A 14,207-nucleotide genomic window follows, 5' to 3' on the forward strand; every position below is an offset into this window, starting at 1 on the left:
TTGGATGAATAACAGATTTTAAGAGGATTTTATGTTTGCACGTGATTTAGCACAATGTGAAAAAACTGAGCGTCGAGTCGTGTCTCCTGATGGTAATTGGGAAAGTACGCGTTTGATTCTAAAAGAAGACAACATGGGTTTTTCTTTCCACATTACGACTATCTATGAAGGCAAAGACTTCGATATGCATTACCAGAATCATTTGGAATCTGTGTACTGTATTTCCGGTGAAGGTGAGGTTGAGAGCCGAGAAACAGGTCAAAAACACACCATTAAACCCGGCGTTGTGTATGTGTTAGACAAGCATGATCCACATACGTTACGTGCTTTTAAAGAGTTGAAGCTGGCTTGTGTGTTTAATCCACCCATCACAGGCAACGAAGTGCATAACTCAGAAGGGGCCTACGAACTGTTGGATTAGGCGGAAAAAGTAGGGCGGCAGCTAAAATTGATATCAAAAAGTGCTTAAAATTTTTACAGCCTTATGACAATATAGCGGCAATTTTTCACTTTGATCATTTTGGGTGCTTTCGCCCCAACACAATATTGGATTTGTAATGGGACAACATACAGTTGAGAAAATCGGCGGTACGTCCATGAGTGACTACTGTTCGGTTAGAGATAATATTATTTTTAAACCGGCACAAGCGGGTAATTTTTACAACCGCATCTTTGTGGTATCGGCTTACGGTGGCATGACAGATAAGCTGTTAGAGCATAAAAAAACGGGTGATGCCGGTGTGTATGCCTTGTTTGCGCAAGAGCGTAAACAAAATCATTGGTTTCCTGCTCTACAGGAAGTTCGTCAAGCCATGATGGCAATCAACCATGAATTGTTTGATGCTGGGGATTTACGAGATCAGGCTGATGCGTTTCTTGGCAACCGTTTGCAAGAAGCACAAGAGTGTTTGGAAGACTTGCATCGTCTATGTCAGCATGGTCATTTCTCAATCAGTGAGCATTTGGCAACCGTACGTGAAATGTTGGCCAGTATTGGTGAAGCACACAGTGCTTGGAACACGGCTCACTTGTTACAACGAGATGGCGTGAATGCGGTATTTGTTGATTTGACGGGGTGGAACAGTCCTGTTCATATGTCCTTGGACGAGCGTATTTTAGACGCCTTTAAAGACATCGATCTAAGCAAAGAGCTGCCTATTACAACCGGTTATGCACACAGTGAAACAGGTTTAATGTCGACCTTTGACCGTGGTTACAGTGAAATGACGTTCAGTCGCATTGCTGTGTTGACCAAGGCGCATGAAGCGGTGATTCATAAAGAATTCCATTTGAGCAGTGCCGATCCTCGTTTGGTGGGTGAAAGCAATGCGGTGCCAATTGGCCGAACAAACTACGATGTAGCAGACCAGTTAGCAAATCTAGGAATGGAAGCGATTCATCCTAAAGCCGCGAAAGGCTTGCGTCAAAGCGGCATTTCATTGCGTGTTAAAAATACCTTTGAACCAGAACATACTGGTACATTAATAACCGGTGACTACGTCAGCGATGCGCCTTGTGTCGAGATTATTGCTGGTTGTCGAGGTGTGTTCGCCGTTGAATTGTTTGATCAAGATATGGCCGGTGACATTGATGAATTTGATGGGTCTATTTTAAAGGTATTGAATCAATTCAATGCGCACATTATTGCTAAAGACATTAACGCCAATACCATTACGCATTATTTAGCGATTAACCTAAAAACACTAAAACGTGTTATGAAGGTGTTGAGTGAACGCTTTGCTGACGCTGAAATTACTCAGCGTAAAGTCGCGATCGTATCGGCTATTGGCAGTGATATGAAAACCACGGGTATGCTCGCGAAAGCGGTAAAAGCCATTGCTGAGCAAGAAGTGAACGTGTTAGCAATGCACCAATCCATGCGTCAGGTTGACATGCAGTTTGTGATTGACGAAGAAGATTATGAAAAGGCGATTTGTAGCCTGCATAAAGAATTGGTTGAAGTGCATAACCATGGTCGAGCAATTTGCTTAGCTTCTTAATCAGTTGAAGCACTAACGCTCTGAAACATCAAAACCCAACGGCCTAGGCCGTTGGGTTTTTTATTGCCTAAATGTTATGTTTCTTCATCGTGATGAATGGTAGATGACACTTGATTAAGGGCTTCTGCCGAAACCGCGCGACTCACATAGAAACCTTGACCAAAATTACATTGGAAGTCGGCAAGCATTTGCCATTGTTGTCTTATTTCAATGCCTTCAGCTAATACCTTAATATTGAGCTTGTGTGCCATCGCAATAATGGCTTCGATAATGTTGCGGTCATTTTCGTCTTCGGTAATGTCTCGGACAAAATGACGATCAATTTTTAATAAATCCACAGGCAAATTTTTCAGTTGAGCAAGAGATGAGTAACCTGTGCCGAAATCGTCAATCGCGATGCAGATCCCCATTTTTTTAAGCGTTTGAAGTAACGTCTTCGCTAATTGTATGTCTTCAAGAATGTCCGTTTCAGTAATTTCAAAACCGAGCTGTCGAGCGGGAACTTGATACTGAATTAAGAGCTTTTCCACATGACGAACAAAATATGGGTCAGCTAATTGTTGAGAGGCAAGATTGATGTGCAATAAGATATCGGGCAATCCTGTTCTCTTCCGCTCGGCTAAATAGGCAATGCCAGTCTCGATAACCCAATGGCCAAGTTCAACGATTTGGCCTGTTTTTTCTGCTACAGGAATGAACTCATTTGGAAAAATCAGGCCTTTTTCAGGGTGATTCCAACGTACTAACGCCTCGGCACCAATGACGTCATTGGTTTGTAAGTCAAATTGAGGTTGGTAATACAGCACGAATTCTTGATTTTTTAGGGCCTGAGACAGATCGTCTTCGGCTTTAATCTTATTATAGGTATTGATCTTCATACTTTCCGTATACAGGGAAAATTGGTTTTTACCCAATTGTTTAGCATGATAAAGCGCCATGTCTGCGTTTTGCATTATGGTAACCAAGTCATAGCCATGCTCTGGAATCATGGCAATACCAAGGCTGGTGCTGAGGGTAAATTCTCGTTGATTGAACTTGATCGGGTTGTGTACGCTTTGCAAAATTTTGGTAGCAAAGGCTTCGGCTTCTTCTGTGCTTTTAATATTCCCTAATAGAATGCCGAACTCATCACCGCCTAAGCGCACCACTTGGTCTGACAGACCTTTAAGGGCATTTAGACGCTCGGCAATAATGACGAGAACCTGATCACCTATGTCGTGACCAACCGTATCGTTAATGCGCTTAAAGTTGTCTAGATCGAAATAGATAAAAGCAGAAATACGGCTTCGCAACTGATTCTTATAAAGAGTATTGGGTAAGTTGTCGTGTAAATGCCGACGATTAGGAAGGCTAGTTAGCGGGTCTCGATAGGCTAGGTCTTCCAGAGCCGCTGTTTTTTCTTTTACCAGCTTGCTCAATTTTAAAGGTTGTATGAGTAGTGCATACAGTGCAATTGACAGTAATAGACCGATAATGAGGCTAACGCTATAACCTTTAAAACGGTTGGAATTCAGTTCATCGGTAATGTTTTGACTGATGGTCAGAGTCCAAGTGCCGACGGGCAAAACCAACTGACTAGATGACTTTAAACCGCCTAATGGAACGGAGGAAGAAGACAGTACAACGCGTTCTTCTTTGTCATTGTGTGGTCGCCATAATTCGTATTGATAGCCGTCTTGTTCGAGCTCTTTCAATTGTGTTGCCGCGATTAAATTGTCTAAATACACAAGGGAAGACGCAAAGCCCCAAAAAGCTTCATTGTCTTGACCTTGATTTAAATAAATTGGCACTCGGGTAATAATGGCGACACCGCCTTGAACCAGCGGCACGGGGCCAATTGCGATCATCTTTTTAGTGGCAATCGATTGCTTAGTTGCTTCATGGAATCGAGTGGTGTTGATAATGTCCAAGCCAATGGCTTCCTCATTACCGGCGCGAGGATAGATTTTCTCGATGATGCCATTGGGTGCTAACTGGATGTTTTCAATACCGCCAATGGATTCAATCAGTCTGTTAGCATAGCTATCAAACCAAGGTGAACTGCCATTATGCAGTTCCACTTCATAAGACATGATTTTAGCGGAAGTAAAGGCTGAAGCAAGACGGCGTTCCAAGGCGGAAGCCTGTGAGCGAGATAAGCCATTGAGAATGGATGACTTCTGGTGGACGATCGAGTTACTAGCGGACTGAGTCCAGTGGCAGCCGAGAAAAAAAATGAAGCAAAATGCCAGGGATGCAATCCCAAGGGCTAATGGCTGCTTAAGTCGAGCTTGTTTCAAAAAATTGTCCTATTTCCTTGAGGATTAGCTGGAAATCATATTATGTCTAGTATGACGCGTCCGCTTCTTTTTGTTAATAAATGTATGCCGCGGCTGGGCGTTTGGGAAGTGAAATAAAAAAGCCAGCCATATCAATACTATGGCTGGCTTTTTGGGATACAAATAAAGCGTGGTTAAGCGAAAGCGAGAACCATACCAGCGACGGCAATGACGCTACCAGTAATGCGATTGATGATAGGGGCCTGAATACTCGCTACAACGGTACCAAATGCAATACCTACCGTGTGCAGCAGAATAGTGGCTGTCGCGAATCCTGCAGCATAAACGGCGCCGTTAGCATTTAGAGGCATTTCTAAACCGTGAGCAGCGCCATGGAATAGGGCGAAGAAACCAGCAATCAATGCGCAACTTAGCAATGAAAATTTTGCACTGGCAAGTAATAGCGCCCCCATAAATAAGACGGATAAGACAATGCCTTGTTCAATAAAGGGAACCTGAATACCACCGACGGCAAGACCACCTCCGATTAGCATGGTGGTGACAAACGCGGCTGGAACCGCCCAAATTGCACGACCACCTAAGGTTGTAGCCCAAATACCAACCGCAACCATGGCTAATAAATGATCCAGTCCACCAAGCGGATGAAGAAAGCCTGTTATAAAACTATTTGTGTGTTCATGCCCTGGGTGAGCAAAAGCAAGAGCGGGTATGGTGGCCATCACAGCCAATACGATTTTAAGCGCGTTTTGACGCATAATCTCATCTCCTAAAAAATCATCGAATACCATCAAAAATGGCAAAATAAGGCCACCGCTCTTGCGGCTGGAACTGAGAATGATTCTAACACAGCTATCAAGAAGATGGATTGAATCTAATAAAAGAAGACTTGGGTTTTATTCAGTTTGATGAGGGAAGAATCAGAAAGGCTTGTCTAGCGATAAATCGTTACCAGCTATAAGGGCTTTGGTTGAATCTGGCAAGGGGTCAGCCTCTGCTATTTATTAACTTTTGTCATCATTATGCAAGGTTGTAAATAAACATTTTGGTACTCGGCTTAACGTTGACTTGTCTCATTATTCGCTGAAAGTCTGGGAATTTCCTCTGACCCGTTGAGCGCCATGTGATAAAGTGGCGCCTATTATGAATCCATACAAAGCCGAGTGGCTCTGCTTTGTTGTTTCTCAAGATAGGATAAGCTCGTGTCAGATACCCAAACGATTCAGATCAAACAGTTAGAAAAACTTCGTACAGCTTGGCAACCCGCGGTTGAGTTTCTTTTTGGGGAAGCGGTACCAGAAGCACACTTTTCAGGCTTTGAAATTGGTGAAGAGGTGGCGAAGCCCGTTGCTGTCTTTGATGAGAATACGCCTTATCAGTACAAAATACAGATTCCGGCGCGCAGTTTTACCAATCAGGTCATTTTGCTGGCTGATGTCTTACAGGAAATGGTCAAAGGTCTTTGGCCGATGGAAAAAGACGCCAGTCGTACCAATTTATGTGAAGGTGTCGCGGTATTTGGTGCCATTACAGGCATTAAACAAGTGTTCGGAGAAGAGAGTGTTGATTCTTATCTGAATGCTTTAAAAGAACAGGCGTTTACCTATTACGATGCTTTTTCCTATGTGGCCATTTTATTGGCAGATGATCCTCAGGCGATAAAAAAACTGCGTGACATTCAGCCATTCTTGTACAAAGTGGAAAAAGCGGATTTTGACCAAGCGGGGCTCGAAGTCGAGCGTAAAATGAGAGACATCCTGTTGTTAACCTTTCGTGGCTAATCATCTGCATGAAGCATAAAAAAGGCCGCAATTGCGGCCTTTTTTAATGTGTTGCTGTTATTTGGCTTTGGCCTGCAATTCTTGTAACTCTTCGCTAAACCAAATTTTACGCTTGAAGCGAGGGTTTTTCGAAGACATGTCGATCTTGTAAGGATTGGCTTCTTGATGATCAGGCAGACCAAGAATGTTGCATAATTCTTGAGCCAACCATTTCTCGACTTTAAGTACCACCATCTTTTTACGTAGGCGACCTTGTTCATCACGATTCAAAATAGTGGGCAGCGTATTTAATGTCAGAATCTCTCCTAACGCTGGGTGTGCCATGCGCTCGCGACCCTCATCACTGGCATAGAAGTGAGATACTGCAAATACCATACGTTGCGGATTAATCTGTTGTAAGAATTGGCAGGATTTCACAACGGTTGAACCGGTACGAACCATGTCGTCAAACAGAATAATACTGGCACCATCGAGGCCGTCAAACGTGTGTTCACTTTCTTTGTGTAAGGTGATTTCCACTTTACGCTCAGCGGTGCGTTCTTTGTCCAGCATGATGAATTTGGCTTTACTTAGGCCAAGACGATTAAACATTTCTTTGACGAAATCACGAGCCCCTTTATCTGGCGCACAAAGCACTAGACCTTCACCGTCTTTGCCATAATGTAGGATGTCTGAATTTAGTAAATAATGAGCGTAGATTTCATAAGGGATCAGGTTATGGAAGTCGCCAGCAAAGACTTCATTGAAGATTTTCTGCACAGAATCGGAGTGGTTGTGAATCGTCATCACGGTATCAACGCCCGAAAGTTTTAGTAACTGTGCATATAACTTAGCAGTAAAGGGTTGGCCGTCGAATTTTTTAATGTCTTGGATATCACGTTCGAAACTGGTTTCCCCTAAGCCTTTGCTCGGACCACGGTCTTGAGCACTGTAGAATAAGTCGGGTTCCACCAGAATGACTCGTTCGGCTCCATTTTCTTTCGCTGCTCTGGCAATGATCATATTCGCCATGGCCAGTTCTTGACGGCTTTTGATGTGGCTGCCAGTACTAACAATCACCACGGATTTACCGTTTAACTTTTGGCCAATGTTTTGAAAGTCTTGCTCGTCTGAAATGAAGCGAGGACAGAACTCTGAGTTCATGAACTGTTTCATACTGATGAGGTCAGCAATGTCATCAAATTGGCCCATGGCATAGGCAATATCAATAGCAAATGGATTGTCAGATGAGTTACTAACAATTACGACATTAGTTGACTGACTGGTCGACAAAGTCATGAAAGATCCTTAACTAAGGGGTAGGGGAAATTTGCGCCAATTTTAATACTTGTTGACGCGTTTCGATAGGGCAAATGATGGATAAATTCCATTTTTCACAAAGATGTGGGTTTGCTTCTCATCTGGCGAAATGAATAGACCAGATGAGAAGGAGGTTGAAAGGTTGAATGATTAGCTTTGTTGGCAGTGCTGATAACAGCTTGGTGACCTTGGGCAGACGGAACCGCGTGAGCAGATCAATCTTGCCTCATTGTCGATACCACGTTCAACCCAATTAATGTTGAGAATACGAGCCACACTCAGCAAGTCTTTTTTGATGCTCTTGGGGATTTGTGATGAACCACTGTTTGCGACACAAGCTTGCTTGAGATCATTAGCAATACTCAATGCATCTTTTCCTTGCGCGGCAATGGCCGGATTAAGATCAATGCCCGAACAGAGTACGTGGCTTTTGCCGGCTAAGTCTTCCACTTTGACAGATTCACAGGCATAAATTCGTGCTTCATCGCCCACATTGAGAATGGAAATTTGCGCTGAGGTGCCCGTAAAATTTTCATTTATCATGCGAAATACCGCCCAGTGCTGGCAGGGGTCTTCCACTAGACTCATGTTTCCCCAAGGCAAAGGTATGCCATTGCCACGATAGACCGCCTTGAGTTTACCAGGAGCATAAGCATCAAAGTAATGCCAGTGAGGATAGGGCGAAGCGGCGGTCATGCGACGCATAGCAACAGATTCTGATACCCCCGCCAGTTTCGCTGTATTGATTTCATAACCATTGCGATCTAATAACTGTCTAAAGGGAACTTTAGGGCACAATAACGCGCCGGCAAAAAAGCTGCACTCAAAGTCACGCCACGCTAATAGAATGTCTTGTGCATCCATGCCAGAGGTTTGTATCTTGGCATTTTTATTTTGTAACGGTGTAATCTCATTACGACCAGTTACCAAGACATTTTTCATACCATCTTTATCGTGTAAAACCGCATGACCTATGTGCACTGCCAAATTGTATTTCAAACGTTGGGTCTGGTTTTTCATAATTTGGTTGATGTAAATGGTGCTTGGTGGATCGAAGAACGAAGTAACCACATGGTGTTCATCAATCCCCATACTTTCCAGTACGGAAAGGGGCGTTTTACGAAACCATTTAATTTGCATGCCCATTTGTTTCGTAATGGCGATTAATTCATCAATGCTCAGAGGTAAGCGTTTTAGCCCAACTTCTTCAGCGGCTCTTTCTAAATCAGGAAAGTGATTTTGGTGGTGTTCTTGGTGTGCTCGAATGAGCAGGTGTGCGAATTGACGGCCGCTGGTGCCTGTTTGAGACAGCATTTCAGGGATAGCGATTTGTAAAATTTCATTTGAAAACAAAAAATTGGGTTCGAGGGCCATACCGCTTATACCACCACCTGATCCTTTTGATGGGGTGATGGCATCTTCTTCCGGAATATCGTCCAGAAACCAACTGACGGTTTTTTGAAAAACTTCCGCAATGACTTCCAAAACCTCTTCGCTAGGTACTCGCTTGCCTCTTTCTATCATCGACAAATAAGAAACAGATGGGGCGGATTCAGGGTCAATTTTGATGCAACGGGACGATAAGTCCTCCATCGTCAAACGGTTACGTTTCCTGAGATTACGGATTTTTGTGCCAAGGAAATGGGCTTTTCGATTTAAGCTATTTTTATTTTTCATTTTTGTAAAATTTACACTGTGTAATTCTTATTGTGAAATTTTAGATTAGTCCGGCATAGACTATAAATCAAGCAAGTGATTAGGCATTTGTGAAACCACATTGACTGAATGTGGCTTGATGAAGATAAGAATAAAGGTAACCAACATGACTATGCCGCAACCCAAAAATAATAGTGTGATACAGCCCGACTTTAGTCGCTTCATCAACGAAGAAGTATTGCCATTGCACAACATGGATGCCAATCAATTTTGGCAGGATTTTTCGCAATTGATTGAAGCCCTGTCTCCGATTAATCGCCAACTTTTGGCAAAACGCGACAGCTTACAACAACAAATTGATGACTGGCACATGGCACGCAAAGGCCAGCCAATGGACATCAATGAGTACGAAGCTTTCCTAAGAGAAATAGGCTACTTGGTAGAAGAGGGTGAGGATTTCACTATTACGACTACTAATGTGGACGATGAGATCGCTCAGTTAGCTGGTCCACAATTAGTTGTGCCAGTGAAGAATGCACGTTTTGCTTTGAATGCCGCCAATGCCCGTTGGGGCAGTTTGTACGATGCCTTTTACGGTACCGATGTGATTCCGAAGAGTAATGGTTTAGAGACGGATAAGGGGTACAACTCAGTTCGTGGTGACGCGGTGATTACCAAAGCCAAAGCCTTCTTAGATGAGGTGTTTCCATTAGAAAATGGCTCTCACCAAGATGTGTCTAGTTATGTCGTTTACTACCACCATTTGTTGGCATTTTTTGAAGATGGCAGTCAATCCGGCTTGAAACAAGCTTGTCAGCTGGTGGCGGTCAATGGTCAACGTAGTGAGCCGGAAGCCATTTTGTTGCGCAATCATGGCTTACATGTGGAAATCCAATTTGATCGCAATGGCGTTAATGGTGTGAAAGACAAAGCGAACATTAACGACATCCTCATCGAGTCCGCCTTGAGCACCATTATTGACTGCGAAGATTCCGTTGCGGCGGTAGACACAGAAGACAAAATTGAGGTGTACCGTAATTGGCTTGGCCTAATGCAAGGCACGTTAGAAGCCAGCTTCAAAAAAGACGGTGACATGCAAACTCGCCGCCTGAATCCAGATAAGTTTTTTACTGATCTGGATGGTCAAGCGTATCCATTGCACGGTCGTTCATTGCTCTTAATACGCAACGTTGGTCATCTAATGGAATGCGATCTCATGCAGGATGGCTTAGGTAACTTCGTGCCAGAAGGCATTGTGGATGCGGTTGTGACCTCTTTGATTGCTGCTTTAGATTTGAAGAAAACGGAAGGGTTACGCAACAGTCGTACCGGCAGTATCTACATTGTAAAACCAAAAATGCATGGCCCCGAGGAAGTGGCGTTTAGCTGCGAGTTGTTTGCCCGTGTTGAAGACATGCTGGGCTTAGCCAGAAACACGCTGAAAATCGGCATCATGGATGAAGAGCGTCGCACGACCCTTAATCTTAAAGAGTGTATTCGTGCCGCTAAAGAAAGAGTGGTGTTTATTAATACCGGCTTTTTAGACAGAACCGGAGACGAGATTCATACCAGCATGCAAGCTGGGGCTTTTTTACCGAAAGAACAAATCAAATCTCAAGCTTGGATTCAAGCTTACGAGAACCGCAATGTGGAAATCGGTTTGGCATGTGGTTTACCTGGTCGAGCGCAAATTGGTAAGGGCATGTGGGCCATGCCTGATGAAATGGCCGCCATGATGGAAGCCAAAGTGACACACCCGAAATCCGGTGCGAATACGGCTTGGGTACCGTCACCTACTGCAGCCACTTTGCACGCTTTGCATTATCACCAAATCGATGTGTTTGCTCGTCACGAAAGAGTCAAGCAACGTGCCCCAGCCAGTCTTAAAGACTTGCTCACGGTGCCTTTGATTCCTGACAACCTAACCTTGTCTGAGCATGTCATTGAACGAGAAGTGGACAACAACATTCAAGGCTTGTTGGGCTACGTTGTGCGCTGGGTTGAAGACGGTGTGGGCTGTTCCAAAGTGCCAGACATTAACAATGTTGGATTGATGGAAGACAGAGCGACCTTGCGCATTTCCAGCCAGCACCTAGCAAATTGGCTGCTGCACGGAATTTGTAGCAGAGCGCAAATTGAAGAATCGATGCAGCGTATGGCTAGGGTTGTGGATGAGCAAAACCAAGAAACACCGGGATACCGTCCTATGTCTGAGCAGGGAGCAAACAGTCAGGCCTTTAAGGCCGCGCAAGATTTGATATTCAAAGGCGTGATTCAAGCCAATGGCTACACCGAGCCTTTGCTCCACGCCTACCGAATAAAAGTAAAGCAAGCGTGAATGTCACGAGTGCATAACCCAATTTAACACCATGAAGAGCGAGAAATACTATGCAAACTTATAAAAATAAAATGCAACAAGCGAGTCAACTCATTGGTCAGCAAGGTTCAGCTTGGGCAGGTATGAACCCAGAATACGTAGCTCGTATGCAGTTACAAAACCGTTTTAATACGGGCTTGGACATTGCGAAATACACGGCAAAGATCATGCGTGAAGACATGGCAAGTTATGATCAAGACCAAGCTAACTACACGCAATCTTTGGGGTGCTGGCATGGTTTTATCGGTCAACAAAAAATGATTTCGATTAAGAAACATTTTGGCACGACTCGAAGTCGTTACTTGTACCTTTCAGGTTGGATGGTCGCGGCCATGCGTTCTGAGTTTGGTCCTTTGCCAGATCAGTCTATGCATGAAAAAACCTCGGTTCCTGCTTTGATCGAAGAGCTGTATACCTTTTTAAAACAAGCCGATGCTCGTGAAATGCAGCATCTATTTAAAGAGCTTGATGGCGCTCGTCAGGCCGGTGATCAAATACGTGAACAAGCGGCACAAGAAAGCATTGATCATTTTGAAACCCATGTGGTGCCAATCATTGCTGACATTGATGCAGGCTTTGGTAACGAAGAAGCGACGTATTTGTTAGCTAAAAAAATGATTGAAGCCGGAGCTTGCTGCATTCAAATTGAAAACCAAGTATCTGATGCGAAGCAATGTGGTCACCAAGACGGTAAAGTGACCGTGCCTCATGAAGACTTTCTCGCGAAGATCAATGCTGTGCGTTACGCCTTCCTAGAGTTGGGAGTGGATGACGGTGTGATTGTCGCTCGTACTGACTCACTGGGCGCAGGCTTAACGCAGAAAATTCCTGTATCGCAATCGGCTGGTGATTTGGCAGAGCAATACAGTGCTTTTATTGATGGTGAAGAAGTAACATCGTTAGAGCAAATGCAATCTGGCGATATGCTATTGAAGCAAGGAGATACCTGCATTAAACCCACTCGTCTGGCGAATGGTCTGGTGCGCTTCAAGCCTGATACCGGAGCGGATCGTGTGGTATTGGATTGCATTACTTCCTTGCAACACGGCGCAGACCTATTGTGGATCGAAACGGAGAAACCACACATTGGTCAAATTGCTGAGCTGGTAAACCGTATTCGTGACGCGGTGCCAAATGCGAAGTTGGTGTACAACAACAGCCCATCTTTTAACTGGACCTTAAATTTCCGTCAGCAAGTATTTGATGCTTGGCAAGACGCGGGTAAAGATACCAGTGGATATGAACGTGATCGTTTGATGTCACAAGAGTACGATGGTACCGCCTTATCTGATGAAGCGGACGAGCGTATTCGTAACTTCCAGCGCGATGCTGCGGCTCAAGCTGGGATTTTCCATCATTTGATTACCTTACCTACTTACCATACAGCGGCATTGTCTACCGATAATCTGGCAAAAGATTACTTTGGTGAGCAGGGTATGTTGGGCTATGTAAAAGAAGTACAACGTAAAGAAATTCGTGAGGGTCTAGCTTGTGTGAAACACCAAGACATGTCTGGTTCTAATATTGGTGATGATCATAAAGAGTATTTCTCTGGCGACAACGCCCTGAAAGCGTCTGGTAAAGATAACACCATGAACCAGTTTGCTGCCATTTAAACCATGAGAGAAAGGCAAAAAGCCCAGCGTGTTCCCCCGCTGGGCTTTTTGTTGTCTTGCAACCGTCATGAAAGTGTCATCGCCATTTTTTAAGCTGACCAAGCATTTAAATACAAACAAAAGGGATCGGCAGTAATGATAAGTAGAATTTGGTTGGCAGGCATGGTGTCAGTGGTTGTTTTGAGTGGGTGTTTTAGTCAGGCACCATTTTCAGGAAAGGGTGATACTCAATTCGTTGATGGCTTTCCTAAACAGGGGAGTGCTTTACCATATTCAGTGCTTCGTGATGATCTTAAAGATGGTAAATCTGGACAAACATTTGAAATACGTAATGGCGGCTTTGGTTCGGCCATGACGGCTCACCCAAGCATTCGTAATCAGTTTTATGCCCTAACAGACCGTGGTCCAAATGCGAATTACACGGGGGATTATGGCAAAGGGAAAACCTTCCCAGTGGCCGATTATACGCCACGTATTGGTTTATTTGCCGTATCTGAAGTTGGTCAAGTGACTCTGCTTAACAATATTTTATTGAAGCGTCCTGACGGTCAATTGATTTCAGGTTTACCGAATACTTCTGCGCTTGGTGGTACAGGTGAAACGCCTTACCACGCGAATGGGCAGCCGGTCTTAGAAGACGATTCAAAAGCTTATAACGCACAAACTCACAAACTAACCCAATTAAATTGGATGATTACGGTTTAGATGGAGAAGGGTTAGTGGCGTTAAAAGACGGTACTTTCTGGGTCAGCGATGAGTATGGACCACATATGGTTCACTATGATGCTAATGGTGTTGAAATCGGCCGTATTAATGCATTTAAGATGGATTCCCGTAACACCTTTAATCTCCCTGCTGTCTTCCAGCATCGTCGTGCCAACCGAGGCATGGAAGGGTTGGCAATCACCCCAGATGAGCAAACATTGGTTGGCATTATGCAATCAACCATGCGCAACCCTGATAAAGCGGCTCAAAAGGGCGACCTGACACGCATTGTGACGGTGAATCTACAGACAGGTAAGACAGAGCAATACTTGTATCGTCAGGAAAAAAATGAAAACTCTAATTCAGAGATTGAACTGACCCCCAATAGTTGGACATTCCAATTACTGGGGGTCTTTTTATGTCCAAATATCACAGAGCATTTAAACTGTCTTTAGCCAAGTTATCTCAACACCAAGGCTCAAGATCCATTGCCCGAA

At 44.1% G+C, this 14,207-nt stretch carries 11 protein-coding genes; 7 read left to right on the top strand and 4 right to left on the bottom strand.

Translation table 11 applies throughout. From position 1 onward, the window contains the following. Positions 1-31 precede the first annotated feature (31 nt). Entirely contained in the window at positions 32-421 is a 390-nt protein-coding gene (locus OA79_RS17485; RefSeq protein WP_063334505.1) for an ectoine synthase, read from the top strand. A 136-nt stretch (positions 422-557) separates the two neighbouring features. Then, a complete protein-coding gene (locus OA79_RS17490; protein ID WP_063334506.1) occupies positions 558-2,000 on the top strand; it encodes an aspartate kinase in 1,443 nt (480 codons plus the stop codon). A gap of 74 nt (positions 2,001-2,074) precedes the next feature. Here the strand turns inward: OA79_RS17490 and OA79_RS17495 are convergent, their stop codons facing one another. Then, a complete protein-coding gene (locus tag OA79_RS17495) occupies positions 2,075-4,279 on the bottom strand; it encodes a bifunctional diguanylate cyclase/phosphodiesterase (RefSeq protein ID WP_063334507.1) in 2,205 nt (734 codons plus the stop codon). 173 nt (positions 4,280-4,452) lie between these two features. After that, on the bottom strand, positions 4,453-5,034 hold the full coding sequence (locus OA79_RS17500) for a HupE/UreJ family protein (protein ID WP_063334508.1): 582 nt from the start codon (positions 5,032-5,034) through the stop codon (positions 4,453-4,455). A gap of 444 nt (positions 5,035-5,478) precedes the next feature. Here OA79_RS17500 and OA79_RS17505 point away from each other — a divergent pair, with 444 nt between their 5' ends. Then, positions 5,479-6,057: a hypothetical protein gene (locus tag OA79_RS17505; RefSeq protein WP_063334509.1), complete on the top strand. Its 579-nt coding sequence runs from the start codon at positions 5,479-5,481 to the stop codon at positions 6,055-6,057. A 57-nt stretch (positions 6,058-6,114) separates the two neighbouring features. Here the strand turns inward: OA79_RS17505 and OA79_RS17510 are convergent, their stop codons facing one another. Together OA79_RS17510 and OA79_RS17515 are read right to left on the bottom strand one after the other, a co-directional pair. Beyond that, positions 6,115-7,335, bottom strand: coding sequence for a ribose-phosphate diphosphokinase (locus OA79_RS17510; RefSeq protein WP_063334510.1), 1,221 nt, complete (start codon positions 7,333-7,335; stop codon positions 6,115-6,117). A 171-nt stretch (positions 7,336-7,506) separates the two neighbouring features. After that, positions 7,507-9,033 (bottom strand): DUF3612 domain-containing protein, encoded by a 1,527-nt coding sequence (locus tag OA79_RS17515; RefSeq protein WP_063334511.1) that lies wholly within the window; start codon positions 9,031-9,033, stop codon positions 7,507-7,509. Between the two features lie 145 nt (positions 9,034-9,178). Here OA79_RS17515 and OA79_RS17520 point away from each other — a divergent pair, with 145 nt between their 5' ends. The 4 genes from OA79_RS17520 (at position 9,179) to OA79_RS18500 (ending at position 14,165) form a co-directional block, all read left to right on the top strand. After that, positions 9,179-11,350: a malate synthase G gene (locus OA79_RS17520; protein WP_063334512.1), complete on the top strand. Its 2,172-nt coding sequence runs from the start codon at positions 9,179-9,181 to the stop codon at positions 11,348-11,350. Positions 11,351-11,421: 71 nt separating this feature from the next. Further along, the gene (locus OA79_RS17525; RefSeq protein WP_231908911.1) at positions 11,422-13,005 is read left to right on the top strand and encodes an isocitrate lyase; all 1,584 of its coding nucleotides are present in this window, start codon (positions 11,422-11,424) and stop codon (positions 13,003-13,005) included. Between the two features lie 135 nt (positions 13,006-13,140). Next, complete coding sequence (locus tag OA79_RS18495) at positions 13,141-13,710, top strand: hypothetical protein (RefSeq protein ID WP_231908909.1); 570 nt, start codon at positions 13,141-13,143, stop codon at positions 13,708-13,710. A gap of 14 nt (positions 13,711-13,724) precedes the next feature. Next, positions 13,725-14,165 carry an esterase-like activity of phytase family protein gene (locus OA79_RS18500; protein ID WP_231908910.1) on the top strand — a complete coding sequence of 147 codons (441 nt, stop codon included), beginning with the start codon at positions 13,725-13,727 and terminating at the stop codon, positions 14,163-14,165. Positions 14,166-14,207 lie beyond the last annotated feature (42 nt).

Origin of the sequence: Marinomonas sp. TW1, from assembly GCF_001625355.1 — a bacterium.
Lineage (GTDB): Bacteria > Pseudomonadota > Gammaproteobacteria > Pseudomonadales > Marinomonadaceae > Marinomonas.

Bases quoted from the DNA above. Each gene is read 5' to 3' on its own strand.
- OA79_RS17510 (WP_063334510.1), bottom strand. From the start codon at position 7,335: ATGACTTTGTCGACCAGTCAGTCAACTAATGTCGTAATTGTTAGTAAC.
- OA79_RS17515 (WP_063334511.1), bottom strand. From the start codon at position 9,033: ATGAAAAATAAAAATAGCTTAAATCGAAAAGCCCATTTCCTTGGCACA.
- OA79_RS18495 (WP_231908909.1), top strand. From the start codon at position 13,141: ATGATAAGTAGAATTTGGTTGGCAGGCATGGTGTCAGTGGTTGTTTTG.
- OA79_RS17490 (WP_063334506.1), top strand. From the start codon at position 558: ATGGGACAACATACAGTTGAGAAAATCGGCGGTACGTCCATGAGTGAC.
- OA79_RS17485 (WP_063334505.1), top strand. From the start codon at position 32: ATGTTTGCACGTGATTTAGCACAATGTGAAAAAACTGAGCGTCGAGTC.
- OA79_RS17500 (WP_063334508.1), bottom strand. From the start codon at position 5,034: ATGCGTCAAAACGCGCTTAAAATCGTATTGGCTGTGATGGCCACCATA.
- OA79_RS17520 (WP_063334512.1), top strand. From the start codon at position 9,179: ATGACTATGCCGCAACCCAAAAATAATAGTGTGATACAGCCCGACTTT.
- OA79_RS17525 (WP_231908911.1), top strand. From the start codon at position 11,422: ATGCAACAAGCGAGTCAACTCATTGGTCAGCAAGGTTCAGCTTGGGCA.